The sequence below is a fragment of the Bacillus sp. FSL R5-0585 genome (assembly GCF_038004545.1).
Classification (GTDB): domain Bacteria; phylum Bacillota; class Bacilli; order Bacillales; family Bacillaceae_G; genus Bacillus_A; species Bacillus_A cereus.
Map to the genome: position 1 here is coordinate 3,540,731 of NZ_JBBORJ010000001.1, position 15,759 is coordinate 3,556,489.

Consider the following 15,759-nt stretch of genomic DNA (forward strand, 5'->3'; position numbering starts at 1 on the left):
GTTGGAAAACTTCTAAAAACGTCATTTTATACTGTGAATAAAAAAACTTAACTTGTTCACAAGTATTTCACATTTTATGGAAATGATATGTGTACAGTTTTCTACATTATCCATCTAGGAGGAGTTTACATGTACAAAAAATTCGCTGTTTGTATGACTATGACAGCATTATTATGCGGGATATCCACCTTCCCTACATCCGCTGCCACGCCAAAAGAAGTAACAATGCATCACCATAAACCAATTTCAGAAGAAGAAATGCAATCGCTAGAAAAACTCGGCTATAACAAACATGAAATTTGGAAAGCTGCTCATATTGCAAGAATTAGTAATAAAGAAATAAAAGATGTTTTAGCTTACTATAAGCAAAATAAATCTTGGGAGAAAACAGCCGAGCATTTCGGTGTAGATCCAAGTAAGCTGAAAAAGCATCATATGAATAAAGAAACAAAGCAAGCACTGCTACAACAGTTAGCAACTATGCAAAAATCCACACCGGATCAGCTAAAGCAAAAAATGAAAGAATATAACATCAAATTGCGTCATCTTACTGTGTTAACAATCATCTCTCAAAAAAGCAATACCCCTCTTGATGATGTATTAAAGATGAAAAAAGATGGAATGGACATTAAACAAATTGCCGAAAAATTAAATGTAAAAAGAGAAGATATACGAGCGGAAATGATGAAATTAGTGAAGTCTATTAAAGAACAAAAAACAAATTAAACTGCTAAAAAGGAAGAGGCATTCACCACTCTTCCTTTTCTTTATGAACTTTCAATTTTTAAGTATAAATTCCCGTCTTTCCCAAAAACTAACACAAGTAAATGATGTAAGTTAGGGGTGAGAAAATGTTCGGTTTATCATCTAAGAAATCAAAAAAGACTAATACAAAAACACTTTGTTCTATCCCAGAATTTATACAAACCATGAAAGAATCAAGCGATTTTGTCTCTTATAACATACTTAAAGATGAAACGTTGTGCTTATTTTATTATAAATCTGTCGTGGAAGCACTTATTATTAAACAATTCATTTTAACTCCTCTAAAAAAGGAATCGGAACAAATCCAAAACATCTCTGATTTATGTAATATCATCTCTATTGAAGACATTATTACCTCCCCTTCTATTGATGATATTCGTGAAAAATTATTAGGTGGATATATTTTAATACGATTAAAAAACAATTCGAATCCTGATCAATATGCTTTAATTCGTGCCGAAAGTACTGTTTTAGGAAAACGATTATATAACGATACAGAAAATGAGTATAGCGTAATCGGGCCTAAAATCGGTTTCGTTGAAAACCTTGATACAAATATACACTTATTACGCCGAAATATTGTAACTGAGCAACTCATTTTTAAAGAAGTTACCGTCGGATCTATGTCAAAAACGAAAGTAGCAGTTGCTTATATAGAAGGAGTTACAAATGAACAATTTATCAACACCGCAATACAACGGCTAGAAGACATTGACTTTGATGTCCCATTTGATTCAACTATGATTGAGCAATTTATTAGTGATAATAGCAATTCACCTTTTCCTGTTCTATTACCTACAGAGCGATTAGATCGAGCTGTATTTGCGTTAATTAACGGGGAAGTTTTAATTTTAACAGATGGCTCTCCATATGCTTTATCAGGACCAACAACGTTACTGGATTTTTTTATTTCGCCAGAGGACTATTATTTACCGTGGATGATTGGTTCATTCTTTCGTATCATTCGTTTTTTCGGGGCTATATTTTCTCTTTTTTCCTCCGCTATTTATACAGCGGCTTTAACATATCATTATCAAATGATTCCTGCCGACTTACTAGGTCCTATTATTTTCTCGAGAGCTAACGTACCTTTTCCTCCTATTCTAGAAGCACTCTTTTTAGAAATTACAATCGAATTGCTTCGTGAAGCGGGGGCGCGTTTACCGACAAAAGTCGGACAAACAATCGGGATTGTTGGGGGGATTGTAATTGGCCAAGCATCCGTGGAGGCAGCTTTGACAAGTACAATTTTATTAATTGCAGTTGCTTTATCCGCTCTTGCATCTTTCACAACACCGACTGTAAAGATGTCTTCTACTATCCGGTTGTTACGCTTTCCTCTTATTCTTTTAGCCGGTGCATTCGGAGGATTAGGCCTTATTGTCGGATTTGTATTTATTTTAGCTCATTTAATTAAATTAAAATCACTTGGATCACCTTATTTATTACCTTTATATCCATTTCGTGGTTTAGGTACAGCAGAAGGTTTTCTTCGATTACCATTTAGCCAAACGGCTCAAAGACCTTCTTTTCTTAGACCAAAATCAAAATGGCGCTATAATCCAAACAAATCGAAGCAAAAACGTGATGGTGAGAATGAATGAAGAAAATTTTATTGCACCTTATCATTATCTTCTTCGTTTTACAAACTGGCTGTACACAAACGTATATAGTGGATGCACAGCGTATTATTCATATTGCTGGATTTGACATCACAAAAAACAAAAGATTCCAAGGAACTATTCTATTCCCAGAGTACACACATGGTGTAAAGTCTAAGCCAGAGACTCAAACAACATCTGCCCGTTCACTTGAAACAATTGCTTCAAGATTGAATGCGAAATCTCCTCACAATGTTGTTGTAGGTCAAATGCGTGTCGTCCTATTTGGAAAGGCTCTAGGAGAACGCGGAATGGGAGAGATTATTACTAACTTACAACGTGACCCAAATATCGGGCGTGATGTACAACTAGCAATTGTAGATGGATCGGCTGAAGAGCTTTTAAATTACGGAAAAAAAAATGGGTCTTTATATATTGCTGATTTACTCGAGCAAAATATAAGAAATGAGAACATTCCACAAACTGAATTAAACATTTTTTTATATAATTATTACTCTTCTGTATGTGATGCCTATGTTCCTTATATTAAAATGGACGATAATCATTCTGTCGCTGTCAAAGGACTTGCCTTTTTAAAAGGCGATAAAGTCGTTATGTATACGGATAAAAGACATTCTGTTTTAGCAAAATTACTTATTAATCCTACGAAAAATGGACGTTACGAAGCAGCAATAAAAAAGGATAAACATAAAGGTATGGTTGTTATACAAAACTTAGCTGGGGAAAATAAGTATGATATAGATCAAACTGGCGACATACCAAAAGTAAAAATCCATTTAAAATTAAATGGATTAATTAAAAACTCTCCTAATTGGATTGATCTAAGAAAAAAAGCAAATATCAACTATATAAAAAAACAAATTGAACGAAATGTCGAAAAAGACTGTGAAGATTTAATAAAACAATTTCAAGAAAAAGAAATTGATCCTTTAGGAATACGAGATGAAATTAGAAGCCATACGAGAAAATGGAATATAAAACAAATTCGAAATATGTATAAAAATGTAGCGGTAGATATAAATTTAGATCTTAATATTGTACAATCTGGAATCGGAGAATAGTGAGGTGAAATAAGCAATGAATACAATGAATAAAACAAAGACAGTATCTCCATATTTTGCATTTATTTTATTGCATTCTCTCCAGATTGGTATAGGAATTCTCGGATATCAACGTGTAATTTTGAAAAATGCAGGTTATGATGCTTGGATTTCTCTTATTATTGCAGGTATTGCAACTCATATTGTGCTGTTTTGTATGTTAAAAATGCTTGAAAAAGACGGAGATTTAATTAGCATTCATACAACAACCTTTGGAAAATGGATTGGCTCTATATTTTCTGTAATTTTCACTCTCTATTGCTTATTATTTTGCCTTACTGTTCTTCGTACATATATGGAAGTGATACAAGTTTGGATTTTCCCTACCATTAAGTTATGGAAACTTACGCTTATGTTTTTATTAGTCACTTACTACATTATAAAAGGTGGCTTCCGTTCTGTGACAGGGATATGTTTTTGGGGTATTGTTCTTCCTATTTTCGTTGTATTCTTTTTAATCTATCCAATGAAATATGCTCATTTCCGTAATATTTTACCTATTTTTACACATTCACCTTTTGACATGCTTATATCTGCAAAACACTCTGCATTGGAATTTCTAGGGTTTGAAACAATTCTTATCTTTTATCCCTTTATTGAAAAAGGAAAATCTTTAAAGCGATGGGCCCATGCTGGAATTGCTTTTAGCACCTTAATTTATGTAGTTTTAGCTATCGTATCTTTTATGTATTACAGCGAGGGACAATTAAACCGTACTATTTGGCCTACTTTAACGATGTTAAAAATAATTAAAGTTCCTTTTATTCAGCGCTTTGAATATATTATTATTTTCGTTTGGTTTTTAATTATTTTACCAAACCTTTGCTTAACCATTTGGTCATCATGTCAAACGATGAAGCGTTCCTTTCATATTTCATTTAAATTTACATTACCGTTTTTTATTTTCATCATATTTTCAGCTTCTCTACTTTTCACAAACCGTGAAAGTATCAACACATTAAATACCGTACTATCTCAAGCGGGTTTATATATTGTATACGCTTATATCCCAATTTTATTTCTATTCCATTCGCTAAGATGGCGCTTCAAAAATCAGTCAAAAAAATCTTCAACCGATACACCGTAATCTCTGATACAATTTGATTAATACATTTGTAAAGGGGACAAGCGAATGAAAAAGTATGTATTTTCTTTACTTGCAGTACTAAGCTTAATTCTTGCTGGATGCGGAAGTACTGGTACAAATGACCAAAAATCTTCTGAATCAAAAAAAGAAGAACATGACCACGCATCGCACACTCAGCAAGCTGACATTCAAGAGAAAACAAAAGGAGTCGACACACTTCCTACCTTCCTAGATAAGCTTGATCCACAAATGAAAGATATCTACACCGTCGCTGGACAAAATGCAGAGCTATTAGATTGGATTCCATGCTATTGTGGTTGCGGTGAAAGTGTAGGACATAAAAATAATAAAAACTGCTTTATTCGTGAAATTAAAAAGAATGGTGAAGTTGTTTGGGACTCCCATGCAACGACTTGCGTCAATTGCCTAGAAATCGCAGTTGAATCTGCTTCCATGAAACAAAAAGGAAAATCAACGCTAGAAATTCGTAACTATATCGATAATAAATATAAAGAAGGCTATGGCAAACCAACACCTACGCCAATGCCAAAAGCTTAAAAAACGAGGAAACTCCTCGTTTTTTCTTTTCATTCACTTTTTTTCTTAACAAATTCTTTCAAGTGTATTTCTCCTTACTTATCACACACTATATATAACTCTCGGTAAGGAGGGTACACAGTGCAAACATATAACGACTATGATAAAGCTCTCTATTACACGTATTGCTGTAATTGGGATAAATTACTCGTTCTCATGGTTCAAACGAACGATCAATTATTTTCTAAGCGTATTGAGCATTTTTTACACGCTTATCAATACAGTAAAGAACTACCAGAAGTTGATAAACAATTGCAGCTCCTATTTCAATATATTGACCACGCATCCCAAAAGTCGCATGTAGAAGAAGTAGAACAAATTCAAATGTAAACTATAGCGCTATTCTCTTCCGGAGAATGGCGCTTTTTTTAAATTTTTATATCAATAAAAGTTTCTCCTCATAAAACTTTTATTGATAAACATATTTTTTCTTTCTTTTACATACCACTTCATACTATAATTTAGTATGTAACTATTATAAGAGAGGTATAAAATATGGGACGAGAAAAAAAGCAAGAATATGCTTTACTTACCGCATGGGGAGCTTCTTTTATCGCTACACTAGGAAGTCTTTATTTTTCCGAAATCATGAAATTTGAGCCTTGTGTACTTTGTTGGTATCAACGTATTTTTATGTATCCATTCGTTTTATGGCTCGGTATCGCTGTAGCAAAGAAAGACTATCGCATCGCAACTTATTCTTTACCTATCGCAAGTATTGGTGCTTGTATTTCTTTATATCACTATGCAATTCAAAAAGTCGCAGCATTTTCAGCCGCTGGGGCAGCTTGTGGACGTGTACCATGTACGGGAGAATACATAAACTGGTTCGGCTTTGTGACAATCCCGTTTTTAGCACTTATCGGCTTTATTACAATCGCTGTTTGTAGCTTTATTGTCATCAAAAACAAATAAGGAGATGAAAGAATGAAAAAAATGCTTATATTTGGTGGTATTATTATCGCCTTGTTTGCGGCAATTTTCGCTGTAACACAAATGGAAGAAAAAAACGCTTCAACTAGCCAAAAAATTGATAATGCTACTGGTAGTCAAACAGATGGTCCTGACTACTACACAAATAAAATTTCTCTTTCAGATCTTCAAAAGAACTTAAAAGAGAAAAAAGAAGAAACAGTATACTTTTATCAAACATCTTGCGTTCATTGCCAAAAATTATCTCCTGTCCTAGTGCCAATGGCTAAAGACTTAAACGTTGATATGAAAGTTATGGATATTGAAAAATTAGATGCTCCTTGGGATGAATATAAAATTCAAGGAACACCAACAATCATTCATTTTAAAGATGGCAAAGAAGTGAGCCGTATTAGCGGTGAACAGCCGAAAGATAAATTAAAAGAATGGCTTGAGCAAACGAAAAAGTAACGAGAAAAGGAAACTCCTTCTACACATGAAATGGGCGTAAAATCCCACACTAATGTATAAGGAGGGGGTTTTATGCCAGAAGTAAGATGTTCTGTTTCCAACTGTTCTTTTTGGGGACAAGGTAACTTTTGTCAAGCAAGTGCGATCATCGTTCAGCCTGATGCAGATGAAACTGGTCAAACTGAAAATGATTCATATACAGCTGCTGTTTTAACAAACGAGACGCTAGAAAGTTCTGTAGCAACGAGTGTAGAGACTTGTTGTCATACATTTAAGCCTAGATATTAACAATTATTCCACCTCATATACGTGAGGTGGTTTTTTCTTTCTCTCTTCTTGTTTACGTCATCTCTAATTCTCCCTATAATAAAGTTAACATTTTTATGAATACGAAGGTGAAATACTATGGCTAAAACAATTGCAGATATCGCCAAATTGGCTGGAGTTGCAAAAAGCACAGTCTCTCGTTACTTAAACGGCGGATATGTAAGTGATAAAACAAAACTTAAAATCGAAGGTATTATTCAGGAAACAAATTTCTCTCCCAATACATTTGCTCAAAGTTTAAAAGCAAAAACAACAAATTTAATTGGTGTCATCATCCCCCGATTAGACTCCTTCGCTACAATGAAAACACTTATCGGGATCGATAAAACATTACAGGAAAATAACTATCAAATGCTTGTAGCAAATGCAAATCAAACAACCGAAGCTGAAATACAAGCAATTGAAAACTTTATAAAACAAAAGGTAGCTGGCATTATTTTATTAACAAAAACATTAACGAATGAACATCAAAAAATTATGGCTAATTCAAACATCCCTATTTTATTCGTCGGGCAAGAATATAAAGATCAATATTGCCTCGTTCACGATGATTATGATGCAGCTTATGAGTTAGGAGCATACGTTTTATCGCAAGGCCATCGACATATTGCCTATTTAGGGATAGAAAAAGATGATATTTCTGTTGGAATAAATCGAAAAAATGGTTTTCAAAAAGCAATTGAAAATTTAGAACCGACTTGCAACGTTTCATATTACGAAACAACTTTCCGCATAGAAGATGCCATGAAACAAGTACAACATATTTTAGATAATAATCGCCCAACTCTTATCGTATGTGCTACAGATAACATCGCTCTTGGCGCAATGAAAGTCATTCACTCCCACTCCCTTTCTGTACCAGGTGATATTTCTGTAACAGGATTCGGTGGATATGATATTTCAGAAATGGTACACCCTAGTTTAACGACAATTGCGTTTGACTATGAGTATGCTGGAAAGCTTGCTGCCACTTCTCTTTCACAGCTTGTTGAAAACAAAACTATACCAAAAATATTACACTCTCGTTATACATTAAAAATCCAAGAAAGCGTTGACAAAATATAAAGGCGCTCTATAATAAAATTAAAACCGGTTCCACATTTTAAAAACAGGATTTTCAACATCATTTCCCTGTTTTTTTATTTTAACTCATTACGGAACCGGTTCCATATAAGGAAATTTATAGTAAGGGGGAATTTTTATGGATATGAAGCAAATTGCAACTCAAGTAATACAGAACATTGGTGGAAAGGAAAACATTGTTCGTGCCACACATTGCGCGACTCGCCTTCGTCTTATATTAAAGGATGATACGAAAATAAACTCTGCAGAAATCGAAAACATCGATGGAGTAAAAGGTGCTTTTGCAACGACCGAGCAATATCAAATTATTTTTGGAACTGGCATAGTAAACAAAGTATATGATGAATTCTCAAAACTAATTGGAATAGCCGAACTAGATTCTACAACATCAAACGATATACCTAAGAAAAAAATGAATCCTATCGCCCGCCTAGCAAAGACACTATCTAATATTTTTGTTCCAATTATTCCAGCTATCGTCGCAAGCGGTTTACTTATGGGTCTACTCGGAATGTTGAAAGCGTTTAAATTAGTTCCTGGAGATCACTCACTTATCCAATTACTTGATATGTTCTCAAGTGCAGCTTTCATCATTTTACCTATTTTAATTGGAGTTAGTGCCGCTAAAGAATTTGGTGGAAACATTTTCTTAGGTGCAGTTGTTGGTGGTATATTAACTCACCCAAACTTAACAAATCCTTGGACTCTTTCAAATGCAAAACCCACTGTTTTACATTTCCTTGGTATGGATATTGATATGATTGGCTATCAAGGTACTGTTTTACCTATTTTATTATGTGTATATGTTATGAGTACAATTGAAAAAGAACTTCGAAAACGTGTTCCGAACTCTTTAGATTTATTAGTTACACCATTCTTAACAATTATTATAACTGGCTTTTTATCACTTATTATTATCGGACCAATTGGATATAAAATCGGTGACGGCATTACGTACCTTTTAAATACAATTTATCAATTTGCAGGACCAGTAGCTGGACTTATATTCGGTGGATTGTATTCAACAATCGTTCTTACTGGCTTACATCATAGCTTCCACGCTATTGAAGCGGGCTTACTCGCAAATAAAGATATCGGTGTCAATTTCCTACTCCCTATTTGGTCAATGGCGAACATTGCACAGGGCGGTGCTACTTTAGCTGTCTATTTCAAAACAAAAAACAAAAAAACGAAAGAAATTGCAATTCCAGCAGCAGCTTCAGCATTTTTAGGAATTACAGAACCAGCTATCTTTGGTGTCAATTTAAAACTTGGTAAACCATTTATTGCAGCAGCTATTGGCGGCGCAATTGGAGGCGCTTACGTTGTTTGGATGCAAGTAGCGGCTAATGCATACGGTTTAACAGGTATTCCGATGCTTACAATTGTTGCACCTCTTGGCATGATGAACATGATTCACTATATAATTGGTTTCGCTATTGCAGTTATCACTGCTTTTGTTGCCACATTCATTTTATATAAAGAAAGTAAATAATAACGGGGTGAAAACCTATGTCAAAATATAAAACAATACTGCAATCTAATAAAGACGAATTACATTCTTTATATGAAATTGCAAACCAAGATTCATGGAAACCAATTTATCATATCCACCCACCATTTGGATTAATGAATGATCCTAACGGTGTATCATACTACAATGATGAATATCACGTTTTTTATCAGTGGTATCCATTTGGTCCCATTCATGGAATGAAGCATTGGGGGCATGTGAAGTCAAAAGACCTTATTAACTGGGAGCGTATGCCTGTAGCCATCATCCCTACTGAAAGCTATGAATCACACGGTGCATATTCTGGTAGTGCTATCGTAAAAGATGGCCTTCTTCATTTAATTTATACAGGGAATATAAAAAATCCTGATGATTCCCGTGATGCAAAACAATGTATGGCAACAATGGATTCACAATATACGATGACGAAATATAGTAATAATCCTGTTATTGATATAATTCCTGACGGATATACAAAACATGTACGTGATCCAAAAGTCTGGAAACATAATGATATGTACTATATGTTACTCGGTGCCCAACGTGAAAATAAAACAGGAACTCTATTACTATACAAATCACAAGACCTATACAATTGGCATTTCCAAGGGGAAATTACAACAAATTTAAAAGAATTCGGATTTATGTGGGAATGCCCCGATTACTTCCAATTATCAGGGAAAGATGTACTTCTCTTTTCACCGCAAGGGATTGAAAAAGACGGAGAAAACTTTCACAATATATACAATGTCGTTTATGCTATAGGCCATTTCGATATTAAAAATTTATATTTCCATGTTGATTCCTATTACGAAGCTGATAAAGGATTCGATTTTTATGCCCCTCAAACTTTAGAAGACTCTACTAGTCGTCGCCTATTGTTTGCTTGGGCAGGATCAAGTGAAATCACATATCCTTCTGATGATTATATGTGGGCTCATTGCCTAACACTTCCACGTGAATTAACATTAGAAGATAACACCTTAAAACAAAAACCAGTTTCAGAATTAACAAAACTACGAACAACAAAAAAAGACATTTCAGGAGATATAATAGCTGGATTAAATGTATTATCAACGCTTGATGATGAAGACTCCTATGAATTAATTGTTACACTTAAAACAGAAGATGCAAAGCGTTTTGGGCTTTCTCTCTTCCACAATGAGGAGGAATGTTTCCCCATTACATTTAATCGGGAACAAGGTACTATTTCTATAGACAGGGGCAACTTCTACCATCAATTTGGCGGAGAATATGGATTTGAACGCTGTAAAAAAATCGATATTCAAGATACGATAGAACTACAAATATTTGTAGATAAAAGCATCGTGGAAATTTTCTTATACGATGGTTCAACAGTCTTTACGTCCCGAGTTTTTCCTCGAAAAGACATGAAACATCATATCGCAATCTTTTCAGATGCAAAACTAAACTTTACCATCACACAATATAAGCTGAAAAGAGGGATTGTATGAGAAATGTCTTTTGTATAGGTGAACTATTAATTGATTTTGTGTGCCGAAATACTAACGTTTCTTTAGTAAACGGTTCAGATTTCGAAAAAAAAGCTGGTGGAGCACCCGCTAACGTTGCTGCTGCGATTACAAAATTAGGTGGACACGCTACATTTATGGGACAAGTAGGAAATGACCCATTTGGTGAGTTTCTTGAACAAACTTTACAGCGTGCGCAAGTCGATACATCCATGCTCATAAAAGATAAACAAACAACACTTGCATTCGTATCCATCGATCAAGATGGCGAACGTGATTTTACTTTTATGCGTGGTGCAGATGGTGAATATCAATTCAATAGCATTGATTTATCAAAAATACAAACGAATGATTTAATACATTTCGGTTCAGCGACAGCTTTACTATCAAGCCCATTAAAAGAAACGTATTTTCAGTTGTTACAATATGCGAAAGATAACGGCCATTTTATTTCTTTTGATCCAAATTATCGAAGTGCACTCATTACAAATACAGAACAATTCTCTCAAGATTGTCTAACCTTTATAAAACATGCACACTTCGTAAAAGTAAGTCAAGAGGAAGCTACTATGCTCTCTAAAGAGAGTGATTTACAACAAGCTGCACTCAAATTATTAAATTATGGCGCAAAAGTAGTAGCTATTACACTTGGAAAAGACGGTACCCTTCTTGCGACAAATGAAGGTCAAACCATTGTCTCTTCTATTTCCATTCAACAAGTCGATACAACTGGTGCTGGTGATGCTTTCGTTGGAGCAATGTTATATCAGATTGCCCAAAGTGAACATACACTTTCGTATCATTTCAAAGACTTAACAGCGTTTATCTCCTTTGCAAATAAAGTAGGCGCTATCACATGTACAAATTACGGTGCAATTGCCTCTCTTCCATCATTAACAGATATAAAAGCATACGATTAATCGTATGCTTTTTTACATTCCCCTCCAAAAATCATGCATAATAAAAAAGTACAAAATAACGAGAACAGCCGTCCCGCATAAGGTAATGCGCCGATATATACTCTTCTCTCCTTCCCTCGCTTTCACAAACGCCCAAATAAATCCGAAGAACAATATTAAATCAACATATGGAACATAAAAAGAAAAGACGAGAAACGCATATAAATACACGATAAATAAACAGGTCGTTACTAAAAAAACTTTAAACGCAAATTCACTTTTCATAATATAACCGCCCCCTATCTGTACTGTATTATATTCAGCAAAATACAATAGTTGCAGTTAAACTCCAAGTATAAATAAGCTACCGTCTATAATACGGTAGCCATTACGGAACATTGTATTTCCGTTTATATATATTACTTAAAATCGAAGAAGGAATTTGCTCGTAACGAATTTTCTCTCCTGTTTCATCTATAATATACGAATTGTTTCCTATATAATATATTCCATCTTTTCGTTTTGAGTACACTGGATATCTTTCATTTGGCAATACCGTTTTCACTTTCGTTAACTGTCCATTTGGTTCTTGCCAATATATATCCGCGCGGTCTACTAGCGTTAGTACTCCAATTTGTTCTTCTTCTATTTTTCGACCATTCCAGCTCACAACGCGATAACCAAGCTTATTCGCTTCATATTCGGGGCTCGTATGAAAACGAGAAATGATTACTTTTGTTTGTAATTGTACTCTGTCATATAACCATTGTATATCCCTGTCATGCATGCGAATACAACCATTTGATTCCCTACTTCCAATCGTCCATTCCCGGTTCGTCCCGTGAATCGCATATTCATTCTTATCTAGTCCAAGCCACCTCGTACCGAGAGGGTTATTCGGTGCACCCCCAGGTATTTTTTTTCGATGGTATTCTTTATTTTTAAATTTAGTTATAATACAAAAGTTACCTTCAGGCGTAGGTGTACGATCTCTTCCAGTCGTTACTGGAAATGTTTTTGTATAATTTCCATTCTCAAAAAAAGACAACTGATTTGTCGTAAGATTCACTAATATTAAATGATCTGTATTAGCAAAAGCACTAACCGGTAGGATGAAAAATAATAGTATGACGAAACATAACTTTTTCAGCTATATCCCCCCTAGCGCTCACTATAATAAGTGGAATTAACATTACTTTGCTCTTATAAATGAAAACTATCCATTTACAATAACGCCCCCATTTACATGTATCATTTGTCCAGTAACATAAGAAGAATCACCAGACGCTAAATATACGTATGCCGGCGCTAACTCATATGGTTGACCAGGCCTTTGCATTGGGACATTGCTCCCAAACTGAGAGACTTTCTTCTCATCAAAGCTCGATGGAATAAGCGGTGTCCAAATCGGTCCTGGTGCAACACCATTTACCCGAATCCCTTTTTGCACTAACGATTGAGAAAGTGATCTTGTAAAAGCTACGATTGCTCCTTTCGTTGCGGAATAATCAATTAACGTTTCATTTCCTTCATATGCAACGATAGATGCCGTATTTATAATGACATCCCCTTTCTTCAAATGAGAAAGGGCTGCTTTCGTAACGTGAAAATAAGAAAAAATATTAATACGAAATGTTTTTTCTAGCTGTTCTGCTGTAATATACTCTAGCCCTTGCTGCGGATATTGCTGTGCAACGTTATTCACTAAAATATTTAAACTACCTAACTGCCGGGCGGTCTCTTCCACAATATCTTTACAATGCTGTTCATTACTCAAATCCCCCGGCAACAATACACACTTTACACCTTCTTTTTCAACACGTTGTTTCGTCTCTTTTGCATCTTCTTCCTCATCTAAATAAGCAATCGCAACATTTGCTCCTTCTTTTGCAAAAGCGATGGAAACTGCTCGTCCAATTCCGCTATCTCCTCCCGTAATTAACACATTCTTCCCTTTTAACTTTTCACTTCCTTTATAATTTGGATCTTCAAACTGCGGAAGGGGGCTCATTAATGATTCAATACCAGGCTGCTTATCTTGATGTTGCGCAGGCATTGTTATAAAGTTTTTTTGCTGTGGCATAGCTGCTTTCAACTCCTTTTCCTTAGCATGTGCACAATAAAAAGCTGAAATTCACACATCGTTTTACGATTAATATTCGAATTTAAGACACAAAATATGAATTGTTATAAACTTTTTATGCAAAACTATTGCAAAATAGATAAAAAACGAATATTATATATAACTGTTGTGAAAATTATTCGTAAACAGAAAGGATGTTTATATGTTTAACCTTTCAAAACATAAAACTTCTATTAAAACTGAAATTATGGCAGGTATTATTACCTTCTTAACAATGGCATATATCATTGTCGTAAACCCTGTTATCCTTGGAGATGCAGGTGTTCCATTTGAACAAGCATTTACAGCAACAATTATTGCTGCTGTTGTCGGAACATTATTTATGGCAATCTTTACAAACTTACCAATCGCTATCGCGCCAGGTATGGGATTAAATGCTTACTTCTCTTACTCTGTTGTAAAAGCACATGAAGGCATGACTTTCGCAATTGCATTCTCTGCTGTATTCGTAGCAGGTATGATTTTAATTTTGCTATCATTTACATCTTTCCGTACAAAATTAATGGAAGCAATTCCTGAAAACTTAAAACATGCAATTACGGCTGGTATCGGGCTATTTATCGCCTTTATCGGTTTACGTTTAACAGGTATCGTTACAAAAAATGATGCAAACTTAGTTGGACTTGGTGATCTTCACTCTGCTCCAGTTCTACTAGCATTAGCTGGACTTGGAATTACTATTATCCTTATGTCTTTAAATGTAAATGGCGCACTATTTATCGGTATGCTATTAACTGGTATTATCGCTTTCTTCACAGGACAATTAACATTCTCAAACGGTGTTACATCAATGCCTGGATTACCAGAAGGAATTATCGTTTCAAATCCAATTACTGCTGTATCTGACGTAATTAACTATGGATTATACGGCGTTGTATTTTCATTCTTCCTTGTTACATTATTTGATACAACAGGTACATTACTTGGGGTAGCTCAACAAGGTGGATTTATGAAAGACGGAAAACTCCCAAAAGCTGGACGAGCTCTTCTATCTGACTCATTCTCAGCAACTATTGGTTCTATGTTCGGAACGACACCATCAACAGCTTACATTGAATCATCTGCTGGTGTTGCAGCTGGTGGTCGTACTGGTTTAACAACTGTTACAGTAGCTGTTCTATTCGCACTAGCAGCATTCTTCGGACCATTAGTAAGTGCTGTCTCTGGTGTATCAGCTATTACTGCTCCATCATTAATTATCGTTGGTAGTCTTATGATGGGTTCAGTTCGCCACATTGATTGGGACGCATTTGATGAAGCATTCCCAGCATTTTTAGTAATCTTAAGCATGCCTCTTACATCAAGTATCGCAACAGGTATCGCACTTGGATTTATTTCATATCCACTTATGAAAGTGGCAAAAGGTAAATTCCGTGCTGTTCACCCACTTGTATATGTATTTGGAATTTTGTTTACTTATCAATTGATATTCTTACCACATTAAAAAAGTAGAGCATCGAAATTCGATGCTCTACTTTTCTTTTATAACAATCTTTCAAACTATAAAGGCACCTCTAAAATATGAAGGAGCTTATAACCTTTTAATACTTCTCTTCTATCTGTAATTCTTTACTGCACTTTTGAATGAAAACCGATGAAATAACCATTACTATGCCCACACTAAAACCAATAAGTTGATCTATTAACATTTCATCATGAATAAACCAGCGAAGTAAAAATACGCTACCAAAAATAAACATCATGATAAATCCAGTATGTCCAAGTCCTTTATATACATTTTCCATAT

Annotated in this window: 18 protein-coding genes; 14 read left to right on the forward strand and 4 right to left on the reverse strand. The window is 34.8% G+C overall.

What is annotated here, in order from left to right; genetic code table 11:
* Nucleotides 1-129: 129 nt before the first annotated feature.
* The 13 genes from MKY38_RS18315 (at nt 130) to MKY38_RS18375 (ending at nt 11,890) form a co-directional block, all read left to right on the forward strand.
* Nucleotides 130-726, forward strand: coding sequence for a hypothetical protein (locus MKY38_RS18315; RefSeq protein WP_065224728.1), 597 nt, complete (start codon nt 130-132; stop codon nt 724-726).
* Nucleotides 727-851: 125 nt separating this feature from the next.
* Complete coding sequence (locus tag MKY38_RS18320; protein WP_114555732.1) at nt 852-2,369, forward strand: spore germination protein; 1,518 nt, start codon at nt 852-854, stop codon at nt 2,367-2,369.
* The gene (locus MKY38_RS18325; RefSeq protein WP_065224730.1) at nt 2,366-3,448 is read left to right on the forward strand and encodes a Ger(x)C family spore germination protein; all 1,083 of its coding nucleotides are present in this window, start codon (nt 2,366-2,368) and stop codon (nt 3,446-3,448) included. The genes MKY38_RS18320 and MKY38_RS18325 overlap by 4 nt, the downstream gene beginning before the upstream one ends.
* A gap of 16 nt (nt 3,449-3,464) precedes the next feature.
* A complete protein-coding gene (locus tag MKY38_RS18330; RefSeq protein WP_065224731.1) occupies nt 3,465-4,574 on the forward strand; it encodes a GerAB/ArcD/ProY family transporter in 1,110 nt (369 codons plus the stop codon).
* Between the two features lie 45 nt (nt 4,575-4,619).
* Nucleotides 4,620-5,132, forward strand: coding sequence for a PCYCGC domain-containing protein (locus MKY38_RS18335; protein ID WP_000761026.1), 513 nt, complete (start codon nt 4,620-4,622; stop codon nt 5,130-5,132).
* 120 nt (nt 5,133-5,252) lie between these two features.
* Nucleotides 5,253-5,501 (forward strand): YhdB family protein, encoded by a 249-nt coding sequence (locus tag MKY38_RS18340; RefSeq protein WP_001195459.1) that lies wholly within the window; start codon nt 5,253-5,255, stop codon nt 5,499-5,501.
* A gap of 165 nt (nt 5,502-5,666) precedes the next feature.
* The gene (locus tag MKY38_RS18345) at nt 5,667-6,086 is read left to right on the forward strand and encodes a disulfide formation protein C (RefSeq protein ID WP_065224732.1); all 420 of its coding nucleotides are present in this window, start codon (nt 5,667-5,669) and stop codon (nt 6,084-6,086) included.
* Between the two features lie 12 nt (nt 6,087-6,098).
* Complete coding sequence (locus MKY38_RS18350; protein ID WP_065224733.1) at nt 6,099-6,554, forward strand: thioredoxin family protein; 456 nt, start codon at nt 6,099-6,101, stop codon at nt 6,552-6,554.
* A gap of 72 nt (nt 6,555-6,626) precedes the next feature.
* Entirely contained in the window at nt 6,627-6,842 is a 216-nt protein-coding gene (locus MKY38_RS18355) for a DUF1540 domain-containing protein (protein ID WP_001115482.1), read from the forward strand.
* A 117-nt stretch (nt 6,843-6,959) separates the two neighbouring features.
* On the forward strand, nt 6,960-7,946 hold the full coding sequence (locus MKY38_RS18360; RefSeq protein WP_070179735.1) for a LacI family DNA-binding transcriptional regulator: 987 nt from the start codon (nt 6,960-6,962) through the stop codon (nt 7,944-7,946).
* Between the two features lie 136 nt (nt 7,947-8,082).
* Nucleotides 8,083-9,459 carry a sucrose-specific PTS transporter subunit IIBC gene (locus tag MKY38_RS18365; RefSeq protein ID WP_070179734.1) on the forward strand — a complete coding sequence of 459 codons (1,377 nt, stop codon included), beginning with the start codon at nt 8,083-8,085 and terminating at the stop codon, nt 9,457-9,459.
* 17 nt (nt 9,460-9,476) lie between these two features.
* On the forward strand, nt 9,477-10,952 hold the full coding sequence (scrB, locus tag MKY38_RS18370) for a beta-fructofuranosidase (RefSeq protein ID WP_070179733.1): 1,476 nt from the start codon (nt 9,477-9,479) through the stop codon (nt 10,950-10,952).
* Complete coding sequence (locus MKY38_RS18375) at nt 10,949-11,890, forward strand: carbohydrate kinase family protein (RefSeq protein WP_001246642.1); 942 nt, start codon at nt 10,949-10,951, stop codon at nt 11,888-11,890. The genes scrB and MKY38_RS18375 overlap by 4 nt, the downstream gene beginning before the upstream one ends.
* A gap of 12 nt (nt 11,891-11,902) precedes the next feature.
* On the opposite strand, the gene MKY38_RS18380 is transcribed toward MKY38_RS18375, so the two are convergent.
* The 3 genes from MKY38_RS18380 to MKY38_RS18390 form a co-directional block, all read right to left on the reverse strand.
* The gene (locus tag MKY38_RS18380) at nt 11,903-12,154 is read right to left on the reverse strand and encodes a hypothetical protein (protein WP_000834195.1); all 252 of its coding nucleotides are present in this window, start codon (nt 12,152-12,154) and stop codon (nt 11,903-11,905) included.
* A gap of 103 nt (nt 12,155-12,257) precedes the next feature.
* Complete coding sequence (locus MKY38_RS18385; RefSeq protein WP_033682769.1) at nt 12,258-13,019, reverse strand: L,D-transpeptidase; 762 nt, start codon at nt 13,017-13,019, stop codon at nt 12,258-12,260.
* 66 nt (nt 13,020-13,085) lie between these two features.
* Nucleotides 13,086-13,952: an SDR family oxidoreductase gene (locus tag MKY38_RS18390; protein ID WP_070179732.1), complete on the reverse strand. Its 867-nt coding sequence runs from the start codon at nt 13,950-13,952 to the stop codon at nt 13,086-13,088.
* A 202-nt stretch (nt 13,953-14,154) separates the two neighbouring features.
* Between MKY38_RS18390 and MKY38_RS18395 the strand changes: the two genes are divergently transcribed.
* Nucleotides 14,155-15,456, forward strand: coding sequence for an NCS2 family permease (locus MKY38_RS18395; protein WP_065224738.1), 1,302 nt, complete (start codon nt 14,155-14,157; stop codon nt 15,454-15,456).
* A gap of 97 nt (nt 15,457-15,553) precedes the next feature.
* Here MKY38_RS18395 and MKY38_RS18400 read toward each other — a convergent pair whose 3' ends face one another.
* Nucleotides 15,554-15,757, reverse strand: coding sequence for a hypothetical protein (locus MKY38_RS18400; protein ID WP_065224739.1), 204 nt, complete (start codon nt 15,755-15,757; stop codon nt 15,554-15,556).
* Nucleotides 15,758-15,759 lie beyond the last annotated feature (2 nt).